The following is a 17,733-nucleotide window of genomic DNA, read 5'->3' on the forward strand; positions in this document are numbered from 1 at the left end:
GTGTCCGGCGGCGTTCACGATGACGACCGTCTGACCTGATGCAGCTATACACACTGGGGAAGCACGTTGTTTAAACCTCATCGCTTTGTACCGAAGACGGTTGTAGCCGCGGCATTCGCCGCGCATGGGCTGGTGGCTCACGCGACGACACCATTCGTGGTGCAGGACATCCGGATCGAAGGATTGCAACGCGTCGAGCCGGGCACTGTGTTTTCCTACCTGCCGATCAAGCAAGGCGATACGTTCGACGACGACAAGGCTTCCGAAGCCATCCGCGCGTTGTACGCGACGGGCTTCTTCAACGACGTCAAGATCGCGACCGAAGGCAACGTCGTGATCGTTCAGGTGCTCGAGCGTCCGGCCATCGGCACGATCGACTTCTCCGGCATCCACGAATTCGACAAGGACAACCTCACGAAGGCGCTGCGCGCCGTGGGGCTGTCGCAAGGTCGTTACTACGACAAGGCGCTCGTCGACAAGGCGGAGCAGGAGCTGAAGCGTCAGTACCTCACGCGCGGCTACTACGCGGCCGAGGTCACGACCACCGTCACGCCGATCGACCGCAATCGCGTCGGCCTGCTGTTCTCGGTGGTCGAAGGGCCGAGCGCGAAGATCCGCCAGATCAACTTCATCGGCAACAAGGCGTTCAGCACGAGCACGCTGCGCGACGAGATGCAGCTGTCCACGCCGAACTGGTTCTCGTGGTACACGAAGAACGATCTGTACGCGAAAGAAAAGCTGACGGGCGACCTCGAAAACGTCCGCTCGTACTACCTGAATCGCGGGTATCTCGAATTCAGCTTCGATTCGACCCAGGTGTCGATTTCGCCGGACAAGAAGGACATGTACCTGACGGTGACGCTGCACGAAGGCGAGCCGTACACGATCTCGAGCATCAAGCTCGGCGGCAATCTGCTCGACCGCGAAGCCGAGCTGAGAAAGCTGGTCAAGATCAAGCCGGGCGATCGCTTCTCGGCAGAAAAGCTGCAGGCCGCGACGAAGGCTGTCGTCGACAAGCTCGGCGAATACGGCTACGCGTTCGCGACCGTCAATGCCGTGCCGCAGATCGATCAGGAACATCACAAGGTCGATCTGACGCTGCAGGTCGATCCGAGCCGCCGCGTGTACGTTCGACGCATCAATGTGGTCGGCAACACGCGGACGCGCGACGAAGTCGTACGTCGCGAAATGCGCCAGCTCGAAAGCTCGTGGTTCGATTCGAACCGCCTCGCGCTGTCGAAAGACCGGATCAACCGTCTCGGCTACTTCACCGACGTCGACGTGACGACGGTGCCGGTCGAAGGCACGCCTGACCAGGTCGACGTCGATGTGAAGGTCACCGAAAAGCCGACCGGCGCGATCACGCTCGGTGCCGGCTTCTCGTCGACGGACAAGGTTGTGCTGTCGGCGGGCGTGTCGCAGGACAACGTGTTCGGTTCGGGCACGAGCCTGTCGGTCAACGTGAACACCGCGAAGACGTACCGTACGCTGACGGTGACGCAGGTCGACCCGTATTTCACGGTCGACGGCATCAAGCGGATCACCGACGTCTACTACCGCACGTATCAGCCGCTGTACTACTCGACTGATTCGAGCTTCCGTATCGTCACGGTGGGCGGCGATCTGAAGTTCGGCATTCCATTTTCGGAAGTCGACACCGTTTACTTCGGTGCGGGCTTCGAGCAGAACACGCTCGACGTCGACAGCACGACGCCGCAAAGCTACAAGGACTACGTGAACGAGTTCGGCCGCGTGTCGAACAACGTGCCGCTGACGGTAGGCTGGTCGCGCGACGCGCGTGACAGCGCGCTCGTGCCGAGCCGCGGCTACTTCACGCAGGCGAATGCCGAGTACGGCACGCCGGCGGGCGGCACCCAGTATTACAAGGCGGACATCCAGGCGCAGTACTATTACTCGTTCGCGCGCGGCTTCGTGCTCGGCCTGAACTTCCAGGGCGGTTACGGTAACGGCCTCAGCGGCAAGCCGTACCCGATCTTCAAGAACTACTACGCCGGCGGTATCGGATCGGTGCGTGGCTATGAGCCGAGCTCGCTGGGTCCGCGCGACAAGACGACGAACGACCCGATCGGTGGTAACGAAATGGTCGTGGGTAACATCGAATTGACGTTCCCGCTGCCGGGCACGGGCTACGACCGCACGCTGCGTGTGTTCACGTTCCTCGACGGCGGTAACGTCTGGGGTTCGGAAGGCAACAGCGTCGGCGCGAACGGTCTGCGGTACGGCTACGGTGTGGGTCTCGCGTGGATCTCGCCGATCGGACCGTTGAAGTTGAGCCTTGGCTTCCCGCTGCAGAAGCATACGGGCGACCAGTACCAGAAATTCCAGTTCCAGATCGGGACGGCATTCTGAGCGGGCGCACCGGGACCCCCTACAGTATCGAGAGGATGACTTTGCAAACCGGTATGTTTTCGAAACGTGTGGCGTGTGCATGGGCGCTGGCGCTGACGATGACCCTCGGAGCCGGGGTCGCGCATGCGCAGGAGGCGAAGATCGCAGCGGTCAATTCGGACCGCATCCTGCGCGAGTCCGTGCCGGCGAAAGCGGCGCAGGTCAAGCTCGAAGCCGAGTTCGCGAAGCGCGACAAGGATCTGCAGGACATGGCGGCGAAGCTGAAGACCATGTCCGACGCGCTCGACAAGAACGGGGCATCGTTGTCGCCGAGCGATCGCGCACAGAAGCAGCGCGATCTGTCGCAGCTCGATACCGACTTCCAGCGCAAGCAGCGCGAATTTCGCGAAGACCTGAACCAGCGGCGTAACGAAGAACTCGCCGCCGTGCTCGATCGCGCGAACAAGGTGATCAAGCAGATCGCCGAGCAGCAGCACTACGATCTGATCGTGCAGGAGGCGGTGTACGTCAGTCCGCGCATCGACATCACCGACCAGGTGCTGAAGGCGCTTGCGGCATCGAGCACCACGAACTGATTCGCCCAGGAAAGCAGGAGCAGCACACGCATGGCATTTACGCTCGAGGACATCGTTCGGCAGTTCGGCGGTGAAGTAGTCGGTGACGCGTCGCATCGGGTCGGCAGTCTTGCGCCGCTCGATCAGGCAGGCCCGGACCAGCTGGCGTTCCTCGCCAACCCGAAGTATCTGTCGCAGGTCGAGAGCACCCGTGCGGGCGCCGTGCTGATCGCGGCCGACGACCTCGCGAAGCTCGCGTCCAGCGACGCTCGCAACTTCATCGTCACACCGAACCCGTACGCTTACTTCGCCCGTATCGCGCAGACTTTCATCGATCTCGCGGCACCGAAGGTCACGCCCGGCGTGCACGCGAGCGCGACCGTCGATCCGTCGGCGAAGATCGCGGCGAGCGCGGTGATTGGTCCGCATGTGACGGTCGAAGCGGGCGCGCAGATCGGCGAGAACGTGCGGCTCGACGCGAATGTATTCATCGGACGCGGCACGCGCATCGGCGCAGGCTCGCATCTGTACCCGAACGTGGCCGTGTATCACGGTTGCAAGCTCGCCGAGCGCGTGATCGTGCACGCGGGCGCGGTGATCGGTTCGGACGGTTTTGGCTTTGCGCCGGATTTCACCGGCGAAGGCGACGCGCGTACCGGCAGCTGGGTCAAGATTCCGCAGGTGGGCGGTGTATCGATCGCTGAAGACGTCGAGATCGGCGCAAACACGACGATCGACCGCGGCGCGATGGCCGACACGGTGATCGAGACGTGCGTGAAGATCGACAACCTCGTGCAGATCGGCCACAACTGCAAGATCGGTGCGTACACGGTGATCGCCGGCTGCGCGGGTATCGCGGGCAGCACGACGATCGGCCGGCATTGCATGATCGGTGGCGCGGTGGGCATTGCCGGCCACGTGACGCTCGCCGACTACGTGATCGTCACCGCGAAGTCGGGCGTGTCGAAGTCGCTGCTGAAACCCGGCATGTACACGAGCGCGTTCCCGGCCGTCGATCATGCGGACTGGAACCGCAGCGCCGCGCTGATGCGCAATCTCGACAAGCTGCGCGACCGCATCAAGGCACTTGAAGCAGCTGCGGTGTCAGGCAGCGCCAAAAACAACGCATAAAGCAACGCATAAAAAGCGCGTGCCGCCGCGGGAACCGGAGACCGGCGGCATGTGCGATCAACCCATCATCAGCATTCGCAGTCACCGTCGCGCCTTTCAAGCGTGAGCAGAAACACCATGAGCACCGAAAAAATCAATCTCGACATCCACAAGATTCTCACGCTGCTGCCGCACCGCTACCCGATCCTGCTGGTGGACCGGGTGCTCGAACTCGAGCCGCACAAGAGCATCAAAGCGCTGAAGAACGTGACGATCAACGAGCCGTATTTCACGGGGCACTTTCCGAAGCGCCCGGTGATGCCCGGCGTGCTGATTCTCGAGGCACTGGCCCAGACGGCCGCGCTTCTGACGTTCTCGGACGAGCCGCATGATCCGGCCAACACGCTTTATCTGTTCGTCGGTATCGACAATGCGCGTTTCAAGCGGGTCGTCGAACCGGGCGACCAGCTGATCCTCGACGTGACGTTCGAGCGCCACATGCGCGGGATCTGGAAGTTCAAGGCGCGCGCGACAGTGGACGGTGCAGTCGCGGCGGAAGCCGACCTGATGTGCGCGGTCCGTCAAACGGATACCGACGCCTGAGTAATCCGTCGTCCTGCGGCGGTAGCGAGGTTCGCGCCGCTAGCGGCTGGCGGGCCGCCGCCACCGGACGACACCACGGAAAGTAGCGAGGACGCATGAGCAGGATTCATCCCACCGCGATCGTCGAACCGGGCGCCCAGCTCGACGAAACGGTCGAAATCGGACCCTACGCGATCGTCGGCGCCCACGTGACGATCGGCGCACGCACGACGGTCGGCTCGCATAGCGTGATCGAAGGTCACACGACGATCGGCGAAGACAACCGCATCGGCCATTACGCGTCGGTCGGCGGTCGTCCGCAGGACATGAAGTACAAGGACGAGCCGACCCGGCTCGAGATCGGCAACCGCAACACGATCCGCGAATTCACGACGATCCACACCGGCACGGTGCAGGACTCGGGCGTGACGATCGTCGGCGACGACAACTGGATCATGGCGTACGTGCATCTCGGCCACGATTGCCGCGTCGGCAACAACGTGATCCTGGCGAGCAACGCGCAGATGGCAGGCCACGTGGTGATCGGCGACTTCGCGATCGTCGGCGGCATGTCGGGCGTGCATCAGTTCGTGCGGATCGGCGCGCATTCGATGCTCGGCGGCGCGTCGGCATTGGTGCAGGACATTCCGCCGTTTGTGATGGCCGCCGGCAACAAGGCAGAGCCGCACGGGATCAACGTCGAAGGCCTGCGTCGTCGCGGCTTCTCGGCGGATGCGATCTCCGCGCTGCGCTCCGCGTACCGGATGCTGTACAAGAACGGCCTGTCGCTCGAAGACGCAAAGGTTCAGCTGCGTGAACTCGCGTCCGCGGGTGGCGACGGCGATGCACCGGTCAAGTCGCTGGCCGACTTCATCGACGCGTCGCAACGCGGCATCATCCGCTAACCGATGACGCTGCAACCCAGTCCGCTACGGCTCGCGATGGTGGCCGGCGAGCCGTCCGGCGACCTGCTCGCGGCGTCGCTGCTCAACGGGCTGGCGGCGCGCCTGCCCGAGGGCACGCAGTACTACGGCATCGGCGGTCCGCGCATGACGACGGCGGGCTTCGAAGCCCACTGGTCGATGGACCGTCTCACGGTGCGCGGCTATGTCGAAGCGCTGCGGCACATTCCCGATATTCTCAGCGTCCGCAATGAGCTGAAGCGTCAGCTGCTCGCCGAGCCGCCCGACGTCTTCATCGGCGTCGATGCGCCCGATTTCAACTTCGGTCTCGAGCACTCGCTGCGCGATGCGGGCATTCCGACGGTGCACTTCGTGTGCCCGTCGATCTGGGCATGGCGCGGCGGCCGGATCAAGAAAATCGCGAAGGCCGTCGACCACATGCTGTGCGTGTTTCCGTTCGAAACCGCGCTGCTCGAAAAGTCCGGGGTCGCTGCGACCTACGTGGGCCATCCGCTCGCCGACGAGATCCCGCTCGAACCCGACACCGCCGGCGCGCGCCGCACACTGGGGCTGCCGGAAAGCGGTCCGGTGATCGCGGTGCTGCCGGGCAGCCGGCGCTCCGAGATCGACCTGATCGGCCCGACCTTCTTCGATGCGATGGCGCTGATGCAGCAGCGCGAGCCGGGTGTCCGGTTCGTGATGCCGGCCGCGACGCCGGCGCTGCGCGCACTGCTGCAGCCGCTAATCGATGCGCATCCCGGCCTCGCACTGACGGTCACCGACGGCCAGTCGCAGGTCGCGATGACGGCCGCCGACGCGATCCTCGTGAAGAGCGGCACCGTCACGCTCGAAGCCGCGCTGCTGAAAAAGCCGATGGTGATCTCGTACAAGGTGCCCTGGCTGACCGGGCAGATCATGCGTCGGCAGGGTTATCTGCCGTACGTCGGGCTGCCGAACATTCTCGCAGGCCGCTTCGTCGTGCCGGAAATCCTGCAGCACTTCGCGACGCCCGAGGCGCTCGCCGACGCGACGTTGACGCAGTTGCGCGACGACGCGAACCGGCGCACGCTGACGGAAATCTTCACGGAGATGCATCACGTGTTGAAGCAGAATACCGCGCAGCGTGCGGCGGAAGCGGTGGCGGGCGTGCTCGACGCGCGCAGGGCGTCGCGATGAATGCGACTCGTCGTGCGCGTGGTGCGTCGCAGAGCGGTCTCGATTTCGACAAGCCCGACGATATCGTCTGCGGTGTCGATGAAGCGGGGCGCGGTCCGCTGGCTGGACCGGTCGTCGCCTCTGCGGTGATCCTCGATCCCAAGCGCCCGATTCTCGGACTCGACGATTCGAAAGTGCTGAGCGCGAAGAAGCGCGAGGAGCTTTACGAGAAGATCGTCGAGCGGTCGCTCGCGTATTGCGTCGCGTCTGCCTCGGTCGAAGAAATCGACACCATCAACATCCTGCACGCCACGATGCTCGCGATGAAGCGTGCGGTCGAAGGTCTCGCGATCGTGCCGACGCTCGCGAAGATCGATGGCAATCGCTGTCCGCAGCTGAGTGTGCGGAGCGTTGCGATCGTCGGCGGCGATGCGCTCGTGCCGAGCATCTCCGCTGCGTCGATTCTCGCGAAGGTCACACGTGACCGGATGCTGCTCGAACTGCATCAGACTTTTCCTCTCTACGGCTTCAATGCGCATGCGGGCTACGGCACGCCGCAGCACCTCGCGGCATTGCGCGAGCACGGCCCGTGTGAACACCACCGCCGTTCGTTCGCACCGGTGCGTGAAGCGCATCTGCGGCTCGCGGGCGGCGCGATGGGTGCGACGGTCCGCGTCGTCACCGTAGCACTCGATACCCCCGACGACGACGCGTTCGGCGAACGCGTCGCGTTCTGATCTCCTGGTTTTACGCAGCCTGTGAAAGCGATCACGTCGCGGGACAATCCGCTCTATAAGCACCTGAAGGCACTGGCCGGCTCGACGCATCAACAGCGTCGCAGCGGCCACGCGTTGCTCGAAGGTTTCCATCTTGCGAGCGCGTATCTCGATGCAGTCGGTCAGCCGGAAACCTGCGTCGTAACCGAAGGCGCGCTCGATCACGACGAAGCACGCGCGATCGTCGAACGCATCGACGCATCGCACGTTGTGACGCTGCCGGATGCGCTGTTCGGACAGCTGTCGACGGTCGTGAACGGCATGGGGATGCTGCTGCTCGTCGAGCGGCCGGTTATGCCGTTGCCTGAACGTGTGTCAGAGACGTGTGTGGTGCTCGACGGCATTCAGGATGCGGGCAACGTCGGCTCGATCCTGCGCAGCGCGGCGGCTGCCGGTATCGGGCACGTGTTCTGCGCGCCGGGCACGGTGTACGCGTGGTCGTCGAAGGTATTGCGTGCCGGAATGGGCGCGCACTTCCTGCTGCAGATTCACGAGGACGTCGAGCCTAACGCATTACGCGAACGTCTCGCGGTGCCGTCCGCGATCACCGATTCGCACGGCGCGCAAGCGCTGTACGACTGCGATCTGAGCGGGCCGATTGCGTGGGTGTTCGGCAACGAAGGGGCGGGCGTGTCGCCGTTCTGGCGCGAGGCCGCGACGCAGCGCGTGACGATTCCGCAGCCGGGTGGAATGGAATCGCTGAACGTCGCTGCGGCCGCCGCTGTCTGTCTGTTCGAACAGTGCAGACAGCAGCGCAACAGCTAGGCGTTCAATACGTTCTGATACGTCAATACGACGGCTTGTCGAGCTTGATTTCCTGCAGGATCGTCGTCGCGATCTCTTCGATCGACTTGTGCGTTGACGACAGCCACTTCACATTTTCCCGCCGCATCATCGCTTCCGCTTCGTTGATCTCGTAGCGGCAGTTTTCGATCGCCGCGTACTTGCTGCCTGGGCGGCGCTCGTTGCGGATCTCTGACAGGCGCTGGGGGTCGATCGATAATCCGAACATCTTCTGGCGGTGCGCTAGCAGCGGCGTCGGCAGCTTGCCGCGCTCAAAATCTTCCGGAATCAACGGATAGTTTGCCGCCTTCACCCCATACTGCATCGCCAGATAAAGGCTCGTCGGCGTCTTTCCGCTGCGCGACACGCCCACGAGGATCACATCGGCATCGGCGAGGTTGCGGTTCGACTGGCCGTCGTCGTGTGCGAGCGAGAAGTTGATCGCCTCGATGCGGTTCTTGTACTCCTCGGTATCGGCGTTCTGGTGACCGCGGCCCATCGCGTGGCTCGACTTCAGCTCCAGTTCCTGTTCAAGTGGCTCGACGAAAGTCTGGAACATATCGAGCACCAGCGCATTCGAACCCTTGACGATCTGGTTTGACGCGCTATCGACGAGCGTCGTGAACACGATCGGCCGGCGGCCTTCGACTTCACCCGCTTCGTTGATTTTTTCGAGCGTCGCGTAGGCCTTCTCGGTCGAATCGACGAACGGCACGCGGACGAGGCGGAATTTCTGGTCGAACTGGGAGAGGATCGAATGCGCGAAGGTTTCGGCAGTGATCCCGGTTCCGTCGGAAACGATGAATACGGTGGGCGGCATCGGGTGGGGCTAAAACATGAGCGTGCTGACGCGGCAGCATCGCCCGGCTGGAACAGCACCGCGGATGCGCCGTCCGGCGGGCTGGCCGGAGAAGCGGCGGCGTCGCCGCGGCGCGCCTTGGGTCGCGCGGTGGGCGCCGGTGCCGACCGTTGCCTCGTAAGGCCCGACGGCGGTCCAGGTGCACGTTCGACGCGCAATTCTCGTCCGACTGTCACATTTCTGGAGTCGGCACGGTAGAATAGCGGCAACCTGTTGGATAAGCAATTGCAGGCGAACCGCCATCCATATTCGGCTATCGCCACGCTTTTTGATCGCAATCCGCGCAGTCTGCATGCAAATCCGGCGAACGCTCCATTTCGTCGCTCACGCAACGCAACCAGCGCGCACGGTGCCACCGCGCATCCGACCGTATCCGCGATTGCTTCTCCAACAGGTTGTGCAAGGCGCGTCCACCGCTTCTTATAAGCGCACGCGTTCAAGCCCACTTGCGCAATCGAGCATTTTTTCCACACTTAGGGGCTTGTATGACTAACGCAGTTAACGTCGCAAAGGATCAGGCGTATGTAATTCCGTTCGAGCAGTTGCGCATGACCGATGTAGAAGTCGTCGGAGGGAAGAACGCGTCCCTCGGCGAGATGATCAGCCAGCTTGCTCAGGCCGGCGTGCGCGTGCCCACGGGCTTCGCCACGACGGCGCTCGCGTTCCGCGAGTTCCTGCATCACAACACGCTCACCGAACGCATCGCACAGCGTCTCGAAACGCTCGATATCGACGACGTGAAGGCACTTGCCGAAGCCGGCAAGGAGATCCGTCAATGGATCATCGATGCGCCGATGCAGCCGCGTCTCGAAGAAGAAATCCGCGCGCAGTTCGTGACGCTCACGCAAAGCTCGCCGGAAGAACTGTCGTTCGCAGTCCGCTCGTCGGCCACGGCGGAAGATCTGCCGGACGCATCGTTTGCCGGTCAGCAGGAAAGCTACCTGAACGTCGTCGGCATCGAAGACGTGCTCGACCGCATGAAGCACGTGTTCGCGTCGCTGTATAACGACCGCGCCATTTCCTATCGCGTCCACAAGGGCTTCACGCATGCCGAGGTCGCGTTGTCTGCGGGCGTGCAGCGCATGGTCCGCTCGGACGTCGGCGCAGCGGGCGTGATGTTCACGCTCGATACCGAATCGGGCTTCAAGGACGCGGTGTTCATCACGTCGAGCTACGGCCTCGGTGAAACCGTCGTGCAGGGCGCCGTGAATCCGGACGAGTTCTACGTCTTCAAGACCACGCTCGCGCAGGGCAAGTACCCGATCATCCGCCGCTCGATCGGCTCGAAGCTGATCAAGATGGAATTCACGAAGCCGGGCGAGCCGGGCCGCGTGAAGACCGTCGACGTCGCACACGAACAGCGCAACCGCTTCTCGATCACCGACGAAGACGTGATCGAACTCGCGAAATACGCGGTCATCATCGAGCAGCATTACCAGCGTCCGATGGACATCGAGTGGGGCAAGGACGGCCGCGACGGCAAGATCTTCATCCTGCAGGCACGTCCCGAAACGGTGAAGAGCCAGGCAGCGGGCAAGGCCGAGCAGCGCTTCAAGCTGAAGGGCCAGTCGAACGTGCTCGCCACCGGTCGCGCGATCGGTCAGAAGATCGGCGCGGGTCCTGTGCGCGTGATTCACGATCCGTCCGAAATGGAACGCGTGCAGCCGGGCGATGTGCTGGTCGCCGACATGACCGACCCGAACTGGGAGCCGGTGATGAAGCGCGCGGCGGCGATCGTCACGAATCGCGGCGGCCGTACTTGCCACGCGGCGATCATCGCGCGCGAGCTGGGTGTGCCGGCGGTGGTCGGCTGCGGCGACGCAACCGACATACTGAAGGACGGCGCGCTCGTTACCGTATCGTGCGCGGAAGGCGACGAAGGCCGCATCTATGACGGCCTGCTCGAAACCGAAGTGACCGAGGTGCAGCGCGGCGAACTGCCGCCGATCCCCGTCAAGATCATGATGAACGTCGGTAACCCGCAGCTCGCATTCGACTTCTCGCAGCTGCCGAACGCAGGCGTCGGTCTCGCGCGGCTGGAATTCATCATCAACAACAACATCGGCGTGCACCCGAAGGCGATCCTCGAGTACCCGAACGTCGATCAGGATCTGAAGAAGGCAGTCGAGAGCGTCGCGCGCGGCCACGCATCACCGCGCGCGTTCTATGTCGACAAGCTGACCGAAGGGATCGCGACGATCGGCGCGGCGTTCTATCCGAAGCCCGTGATCGTGCGTCTGTCGGACTTCAAGTCGAACGAGTACAAGAAGCTGATCGGCGGTTCGCGTTATGAGCCGGACGAAGAAAATCCGATGCTCGGTTTCCGTGGCGCGTCGCGTTACATCGCGGAAGACTTCGCCGAAGCGTTCCAGATGGAGTGCATCGCGCTGAAGAAGGTCCGCGAAGAGATGGGCCTCGACAACGTCGAGATCATGGTGCCGTTCGTGCGTACGCTGAAGCAGGCGGAACGTGTGGTCGGGCTGCTCGAGAAGTTCGGCCTGAAACGCGGCGTGAACGGTCTGCGGCTGATCATGATGTGCGAAGTGCCGTCGAACGCGATTCTCGCTGAAGAATTCCTGCAATTCTTCGACGGTTTCTCGATCGGTTCGAACGACCTCACGCAGCTCACGCTCGGCCTCGATCGCGACTCCGGCATGGAACTGCTCGCAGTCGATTTCGATGAGCGCGATCCGGCGGTGAAGTTCATGCTGAAACGCGCGATCGAAACCTGCCTGCGCCTCGACAAGTACGTCGGCATCTGCGGCCAGGGCCCGTCGGATCATCCGGACTTCGCACAGTGGCTGACCGACGAAGGCATCGCGTCGATCTCGCTGAACCCGGACACGATCATCGAGACGTGGCAGGCGCTCGCAAAATCGGGCAAGCAGGCAGCGCAGTAAGCACGGCAGCGATCGCTGCGGCAACCTGACCCAGGGATCGCGGCTGTAAATACAAGTAAGGTTCGTGCTATAACACCCCGGAGATCCGGGGTGTTTTGTTTTGGGAGACCGACGTGGCAACAGGCGCACTCTTGTGGTGGGGCGCAGCGGGCGTGTTGATCGTGCTGGAACTGCTGACCGGCACGTTCTATCTGCTGATGATCGCATTGGGGGTTATTGCCGGCGGGCTCGCGCATTGGGCCGGCGCGGCGCCGCATGTGCAGTTCGGCTGCGCGGCGGCGGTGGCGGCAGTGGCCGTGATCGTGCTGCGCCGTTCGCGCTTCGGCGGCCGGCGCGCACGCGTCGACGCGGCGACGAACCCGGACGTGAATCTCGACATCGGCGCGACGCTGACCGTCGCCGAATGGCGCGACGGCCGCGCGCGCACGAACTACCGCGGCGCGCAGTGGGACGTCGAACTCGCACCGGGCGAGCCCGAGGACGCACGGCTCTACGAAATCACCGCATTGCGCGGCAACCGGCTGATCGTCGCCGCGCACAGACAGCCGGCACACGCGTAGCCGCATCGGTCGTCGCCGGCTGGAACATCATTACAACCGCAAAGGACTCGAATGAACCTGACCATCGTCGGCGTCATCCTGTTGATCATCGTCGTCGTGATCATCGTGAAGACCATCAAGATCGTTCCGCAGCAGCACGCATGGGTGCTCGAACGGCTCGGCCGCTACCACGCGACGCTGACGCCGGGCCTGAACATCGTGCTGCCGTTCGTCGATCGCATCGCGTACAAGCACGTGCTGAAAGAGATCCCGCTCGAAGTGCCGAGCCAGGTCTGTATCACGCGCGACAACACGCAGCTGCAGGTGGACGGCGTGCTGTACTTCCAGGTCACCGATCCGATGAAGGCATCGTACGGATCGAGCAACTTCGTGTTCGCGATCACGCAGCTGTCGCAGACCACACTGCGTTCGGTGATCGGCAAGCTCGAACTCGACAAGACGTTCGAGGAACGCGATTTCATCAATCACAGCATCGTGTCGTCGCTCGACGAAGCAGCGACCAACTGGGGCGTCAAGGTGCTGCGCTACGAAATCAAGGATCTCACTCCGCCGAAGGAAATTCTTCACGCGATGCAGGCGCAGATCACCGCCGAGCGCGAGAAGCGCGCGCTGATCGCGGCGTCGGAAGGGCGCAAGCAGGAGCAGATCAATATCGCGTCGGGTGGCCGCGAGGCGGCGATCCAGAAGTCCGAGGGCGAACGGCAGGCCGCGATCAATCAGGCGCAGGGTCAGGCGTCGGCAATTCTCGCGGTGGCCGAGGCGAACGCGCAGGCGATCCAGAAGATCGCCGCGTCGATCCAGTCGCAGGGCGGGATGGAAGCGGTGAACCTGAAAGTGGCCGAGCAGTACGTCAATGCGTTCGCCAATCTCGCGAAGCAGGGCAATACGCTGATCGTGCCGGGCAATCTCGCGGATATGAGCACGATGATCGCGTCGGCGCTGACGATCGTGAATCGCAGCAAGGCGGGCTAGGCGCGTTGAGGTTCGCAAAAGCAAACGGGCCCGCAATCGCGGGCCCGTTTTTTCACATGCGATGCGACAGTGTGTCGCGGTCGCCAGGTTAGCCGGATCAGCCGGCTCATGTTGGCGTGCGCATCAGACGCGCCTTTTCGCGTTCCCAGTCACGCTTCTTCTCGGTGTCACGCTTGTCGTGCATCTTCTTGCCCTTCGCGAGCCCGATTTCACATTTGACGCGACCGCCCTTGTAGTGGAAGTTCAGCGGCACGAGCGTGTAGCCGCGCTGCTCGACTTTGCCGATCAGTTTGCTGATCTCTTCGCCGTGCAGCAGCAGCTTGCGCGTGCGGACCGGATCGGGGTGGATGTGGGTCGATGCCTCGGGTAGCGGGCTGATGTGCGCGCCGATCAGGTACAGCGCGCCGTTGCGGATCACGACGTAGCCTTCCTTGATCTGGCCACGGCCCGCGCGCAGGGCTTTGACCTCCCAACCTTCGAGCACGAGTCCTGCTTCGTAGCGGTCCTCGATGAAATAGTCGAAGAACGCCTTTCTGTTGTCGATGATGCTCATTAATGGAAAGTGCCCAACTCGTTTAAAATCACGATTTTAGCAAAGCGGAGTCCGTAACAGGCCCGCTTGGCCAGCCTACCTCGCAGCGTGCTGTTCAATTTATGGCAGATGTCCAGAAAACCGTGTTGATTCGCCATTCGGCGGAACAGATGTTCGACCTCGTCACCGACGTCGCCGACTACCCCAATTTCCTTCCGTGGTGCGGCGGGGTTGAGATTCGCCGTCAGGACGAGAATGGCATGGAGGCGAAGATCGACATCAACTTCAAGGGCATTCGCCAGCACTTCGCGACGCGCAACACGCAGCAGCGTCCCACGCGGATCGACATGGAATTCGCCGACGGTCCGTTCCGCAAGTTTACCGGCTATTGGCGCTTCACGGCGCTCCGTGCCGACGCGTGCAAGATCGAATTCGCGCTGCACTACGAGTTCAAGAACATCCTCCTCGAAAAGATCATCGGCCCGGTGTTCAGCCACATCGCGAACACGTTCGTCGAATCGTTCGTGAAACGTGCCGATCAACGGTACGGCAAGGCATGAGCGCGTTGCTGTCGATCGAAGTCTGCTACGCGCTGCCCGATGCGCAGACGCTCCTTACCATGACGCTGCCGGCGGGCTCAACGCTCGAACAGGCGATCGTCGCGAGCGGTGTGCTGCAGCGCCATCCCAATATCGATCTGACGAAACAGAAGGTCGGTGTATTCGGCAAGCTGAAGCCGCTCGATGCCGTGCTCGCCGATCGCGATCGCGTTGAGATCTACCGGCCGCTGATCGTCGATCCGAAGACCGCGCGTCAACGGCGGGTCGACAAGACGCGCCGCGAAGGATCGATCGAAGGGCGCAAATGGCTGCCGAAGGATTCGCGCTGACGCAGGCTAGTGCGCCTGAGCCTGTGCTTCCTCTTCGATCGACCGGCGCGGCGGCTTGCCTGGGCCGTCGCCGCTAGCATGCAGGCGCACCGACCAGCTGACACCCGCCACCAGCAGCACGATCGCCGCCGCTTCTAAAGGACGCGGCCAGCGATGATCGAAGATGAACGCGTACAGCAGCGCGAACAGCGTTTCGAACACGATCAACTGACCGGACAGCGTCAGCGGCAAATGCTTTGACGCCGCGTTCCACAGCCCGTTACCGACCCACGACGCGCCGATTGCCAGCGCCAGGTTCATCAGCCAGAACACGTGCCAGCGGCCGGCCGCGACGTCGGGCTGCACCGTACCCGCGGGCAGCAGCGCCACACCGAGTCCCAGCACGAGCCACAACACGACCCCGAGCGCGCCCGTCACGACGCCCCATAGCACCGACCATTCGTTACCGTCGAAATGCGCGAGCCGTCGCAGATAGCGCGCGTTCGCGACCGCGAACCACGTCCAGCAGATGAGGGCGCCGACCGCGCAAACAACCCCCGCGAGTTTCGCGAGCACGCTGCCACTGTCGCTCTGGTGCGCGGTCGTGAACACGTCGACGTTGATACAGACGATGCCCGCGACGACCATAGCAAGAGGCCACACGAGCCGCGACAGCGGCACCGCGCCATGATCGTCGCGACCGACCAGCGTCACGGTGACCGGCAGCACGCCGATAATCAGCGACGCCGGTGCGATACCGACCAGATGCACAGCGAAGGTCACGAGCACGTAGTAGAGCAGGTTGCCGACCAGCGCGAGCCGGACGAGTGCACCGAGGTCCTCGCGCGTGAGCCGGCGCAGCAGCGAGCGCGCGACGGGCAGCGCCGCGATCAACGAGACGATGCCGTACATCGTGTAACGCCCGGCGGACATCAGCAGCGGCGAAAAATCGGCCAGCAGACGCGGCACCAGAAACACCATTCCCCATAACGCGCCGGCCATGACGCCGTAGGCGACCCCTCGCTGCATGAACTGCTCCGGAATAAAACCTGTCGATGGCGAGCAGGTTAGCCGGGAACCGATGCGGCGGTCTTGTTCGATCCTGCACAGTGAGGGGCTCGATAGTCGAATAAAGGCCGTTGCGGCTCTGTCCCTTTCCGGTTCACGCTGACGATTTTCGGCGCACGAACGCGCCGCATGCAAACGAAACCCGATCGAACCGGGCTCGAACGGAGAAGCGAAATCCGCCTGTCGCGTCGCCGCAAAAAATCGCTAAGCTGCTGTTCGTGCAGTGAAAACCGGGGAGGTATCGCGTATAATTCGGTTTTGCGCCTATAGGATTTGCCATGCGTCTGATCCAAAAAGCACTCACGTTCGATGACGTGCTCCTCGTCCCGGCCTTCTCCGATGTCTTGCCGCGCGACACCAGCCTCAAAACCCGGCTGACCCGCAACATCTCCCTGAACATGCCGCTCGTGTCCGCCGCGATGGACACCGTCACCGAAGCACGCCTCGCGATCGCGATGGCGCAGATGGGCGGCGTCGGCATCATCCACAAGAATCTCACGCCGGCCGAACAGGCTCGCGAAGTCGCGAAGGTCAAACGCTTCGAGTCGGGTGTCGTGCGCGATCCGATCACCGTACCGCCGCAGATGAAAGTGCGCGACGTGATCGCACTGTCGCAACAGCATGGCATTTCGGGTTTCCCGGTGGTCGAAGGCGCGCAGCTCATCGGCATCGTGACGAACCGCGATCTGCGTTTCGAAACCCGCCTCGACGAACCGGTCCGCACGATCATGACGCCGCGCGATCGCCTCGTCACCGTGAAGGAAGGTACGCCGCTCGCCGAGGCGAAGGCGCTGATGCATAGCCATCGTCTCGAACGCGTGCTGGTGATCAACGACGCATTCGAACTGCGCGGCCTGATGACCGTGAAGGACATCACGAAGCAGACCGAACACCCGGACGCGTGCAAGGACGAACACGGCAAGCTGCGTGCAGGCGCCGCGGTCGGTGTCGGCGAAGACAACGAAGAGCGCGTGTCGCTGCTGGCGCAGGCCGGCGTCGACGTGATTGTCGTCGATACCGCGCACGGCCACAGCAAGGGCGTGCTGGAGCGCGTCCGCTGGGTGAAGAAGAACTTCCCGCACGTCGAAGTGATCGGCGGCAACATCGCGACGCCGGAAGCGGCGAAGGCGCTCGTCGAATACGGCGCGGACGGTGTGAAGGTCGGTATCGGCCCGGGCTCGATCTGCACGACGCGGATCGTCGCCGGTGTCGGCGTGCCGCAGATCAGCGCGATCGCGAACGTGTCGGATGCACTGAAGGGTTCGGGCGTGCCGGTCATCGCCGATGGCGGCGTGCGCTTCTCCGGCGACGTCAGCAAGGCGCTGGCCGCCGGCGCGAACGCCGTGATGATGGGCAGCATGTTCGCGGGCACCGAAGAGTCGCCGGGCGACGTGTTCCTGTATCAAGGCCGTCAGTACAAGTCGTATCGCGGCATGGGTTCGGTCGGCGCGATGAAGGACGGCGCGGCGGACCGCTACTTCCAGGACAACTCCGCGAACATCGACAAGCTCGTGCCGGAAGGCATCGAAGGCCGCGTCGCGTACAAGGGTTCGGTCGGCGCGATCCTGTTCCAGCTGATCGGCGGCGTGCGCGCGAGCATGGGCTACTGCGGTTGCCGCACGATCGACGAACTGCACGAGAAGGCCGCGTTCGTCCAGATCACTGCAGCGGGCATGCGCGAATCGCACGTGCACGACGTGCAGATCACGAAGGAAGCACCCAACTATCACGTGGACTGATCG

At 63.2% G+C, this 17,733-nt stretch carries 17 protein-coding genes; 14 read left to right on the forward strand and 3 right to left on the reverse strand.

The window, feature by feature from the left end:
* Nucleotides 1–66 precede the first annotated feature (66 nt).
* The 8 genes from bamA (at nucleotide 67) to E1748_RS17885 (ending at nucleotide 8,214) form a co-directional block, all read left to right on the forward strand.
* Nucleotides 67–2,370, forward strand: a complete 2,304-nt coding sequence (gene bamA, locus E1748_RS17850; RefSeq protein WP_133648494.1) for an outer membrane protein assembly factor BamA — start codon at nucleotides 67–69, stop codon at nucleotides 2,368–2,370.
* A 41-nt stretch (nucleotides 2,371–2,411) separates the two neighbouring features.
* Entirely contained in the window at nucleotides 2,412–2,945 is a 534-nt protein-coding gene (locus E1748_RS17855) for an OmpH/Skp family outer membrane protein (RefSeq protein WP_205965277.1), read from the forward strand.
* Nucleotides 2,946–2,975: 30 nt separating this feature from the next.
* Nucleotides 2,976–4,055 (forward strand): UDP-3-O-(3-hydroxymyristoyl)glucosamine N-acyltransferase, encoded by a 1,080-nt coding sequence (gene lpxD, locus E1748_RS17860; protein WP_133648496.1) that lies wholly within the window; start codon nucleotides 2,976–2,978, stop codon nucleotides 4,053–4,055.
* A 117-nt stretch (nucleotides 4,056–4,172) separates the two neighbouring features.
* Nucleotides 4,173–4,637 carry a 3-hydroxyacyl-ACP dehydratase FabZ gene (gene fabZ, locus E1748_RS17865; RefSeq protein ID WP_133648497.1) on the forward strand — a complete coding sequence of 155 codons (465 nt, stop codon included), beginning with the start codon at nucleotides 4,173–4,175 and terminating at the stop codon, nucleotides 4,635–4,637.
* 95 nt (nucleotides 4,638–4,732) lie between these two features.
* Nucleotides 4,733–5,521, forward strand: coding sequence for an acyl-ACP--UDP-N-acetylglucosamine O-acyltransferase (lpxA, locus tag E1748_RS17870; RefSeq protein WP_133648498.1), 789 nt, complete (start codon nucleotides 4,733–4,735; stop codon nucleotides 5,519–5,521).
* Between the two features lie 3 nt (nucleotides 5,522–5,524).
* Complete coding sequence (gene lpxB / locus E1748_RS17875) at nucleotides 5,525–6,694, forward strand: lipid-A-disaccharide synthase (protein WP_133648499.1); 1,170 nt, start codon at nucleotides 5,525–5,527, stop codon at nucleotides 6,692–6,694.
* The gene (rnhB, locus tag E1748_RS17880) at nucleotides 6,691–7,410 is read left to right on the forward strand and encodes a ribonuclease HII (protein WP_133648500.1); all 720 of its coding nucleotides are present in this window, start codon (nucleotides 6,691–6,693) and stop codon (nucleotides 7,408–7,410) included. Before lpxB ends, rnhB begins: the two co-directional genes overlap by 4 nt.
* A 21-nt stretch (nucleotides 7,411–7,431) precedes the next feature.
* The gene (locus E1748_RS17885; RefSeq protein ID WP_133648501.1) at nucleotides 7,432–8,214 is read left to right on the forward strand and encodes a TrmH family RNA methyltransferase; all 783 of its coding nucleotides are present in this window, start codon (nucleotides 7,432–7,434) and stop codon (nucleotides 8,212–8,214) included.
* A gap of 22 nt (nucleotides 8,215–8,236) precedes the next feature.
* Here E1748_RS17885 and ppsR read toward each other — a convergent pair whose 3' ends face one another.
* On the reverse strand, nucleotides 8,237–9,052 hold the full coding sequence (gene ppsR / locus E1748_RS17890; protein WP_133648502.1) for a posphoenolpyruvate synthetase regulatory kinase/phosphorylase PpsR: 816 nt from the start codon (nucleotides 9,050–9,052) through the stop codon (nucleotides 8,237–8,239).
* 524 nt (nucleotides 9,053–9,576) lie between these two features.
* On the opposite strand from ppsR, the gene ppsA reads away from it, so the two are divergent.
* The 3 genes from ppsA to E1748_RS17905 all read left to right on the forward strand — a co-directional run bounded on the left by ppsA (nucleotide 9,577) and on the right by E1748_RS17905 (nucleotide 13,523).
* A complete protein-coding gene (gene ppsA, locus E1748_RS17895) occupies nucleotides 9,577–11,991 on the forward strand; it encodes a phosphoenolpyruvate synthase (RefSeq protein WP_133648503.1) in 2,415 nt (804 codons plus the stop codon).
* Nucleotides 11,992–12,104: 113 nt separating this feature from the next.
* Nucleotides 12,105–12,551 carry an NfeD family protein gene (locus E1748_RS17900; protein WP_133648504.1) on the forward strand — a complete coding sequence of 149 codons (447 nt, stop codon included), beginning with the start codon at nucleotides 12,105–12,107 and terminating at the stop codon, nucleotides 12,549–12,551.
* A gap of 51 nt (nucleotides 12,552–12,602) precedes the next feature.
* On the forward strand, nucleotides 12,603–13,523 hold the full coding sequence (locus tag E1748_RS17905; protein ID WP_133648505.1) for an SPFH domain-containing protein: 921 nt from the start codon (nucleotides 12,603–12,605) through the stop codon (nucleotides 13,521–13,523).
* Between the two features lie 106 nt (nucleotides 13,524–13,629).
* Here E1748_RS17905 and smpB read toward each other — a convergent pair whose 3' ends face one another.
* Nucleotides 13,630–14,076 carry an SsrA-binding protein SmpB gene (smpB, locus tag E1748_RS17910; RefSeq protein ID WP_133648506.1) on the reverse strand — a complete coding sequence of 149 codons (447 nt, stop codon included), beginning with the start codon at nucleotides 14,074–14,076 and terminating at the stop codon, nucleotides 13,630–13,632.
* Nucleotides 14,077–14,177: 101 nt separating this feature from the next.
* On the opposite strand from smpB, the gene E1748_RS17915 reads away from it, so the two are divergent.
* A complete protein-coding gene (locus E1748_RS17915) occupies nucleotides 14,178–14,615 on the forward strand; it encodes a type II toxin-antitoxin system RatA family toxin (RefSeq protein WP_133648507.1) in 438 nt (145 codons plus the stop codon).
* Nucleotides 14,612–14,944 carry an RnfH family protein gene (locus tag E1748_RS17920; protein WP_133648508.1) on the forward strand — a complete coding sequence of 111 codons (333 nt, stop codon included), beginning with the start codon at nucleotides 14,612–14,614 and terminating at the stop codon, nucleotides 14,942–14,944. The genes E1748_RS17915 and E1748_RS17920 overlap by 4 nt, the downstream gene beginning before the upstream one ends.
* Before the next feature lie 6 nt (nucleotides 14,945–14,950).
* Here the strand turns inward: E1748_RS17920 and E1748_RS17925 are convergent, their stop codons facing one another.
* On the reverse strand, nucleotides 14,951–15,952 hold the full coding sequence (locus E1748_RS17925; protein WP_133648509.1) for a DMT family transporter: 1,002 nt from the start codon (nucleotides 15,950–15,952) through the stop codon (nucleotides 14,951–14,953).
* A 317-nt stretch (nucleotides 15,953–16,269) separates the two neighbouring features.
* Between E1748_RS17925 and guaB the strand changes: the two genes are divergently transcribed.
* On the forward strand, nucleotides 16,270–17,730 hold the full coding sequence (gene guaB / locus E1748_RS17930) for an IMP dehydrogenase (protein WP_133648510.1): 1,461 nt from the start codon (nucleotides 16,270–16,272) through the stop codon (nucleotides 17,728–17,730).
* Nucleotides 17,731–17,733: the final 3 nt, after the last annotated feature.

The sequence above is a fragment of the Paraburkholderia flava genome, assembly GCF_004359985.1.
Taxonomy (GTDB): domain Bacteria; phylum Pseudomonadota; class Gammaproteobacteria; order Burkholderiales; family Burkholderiaceae; genus Paraburkholderia; species Paraburkholderia flava.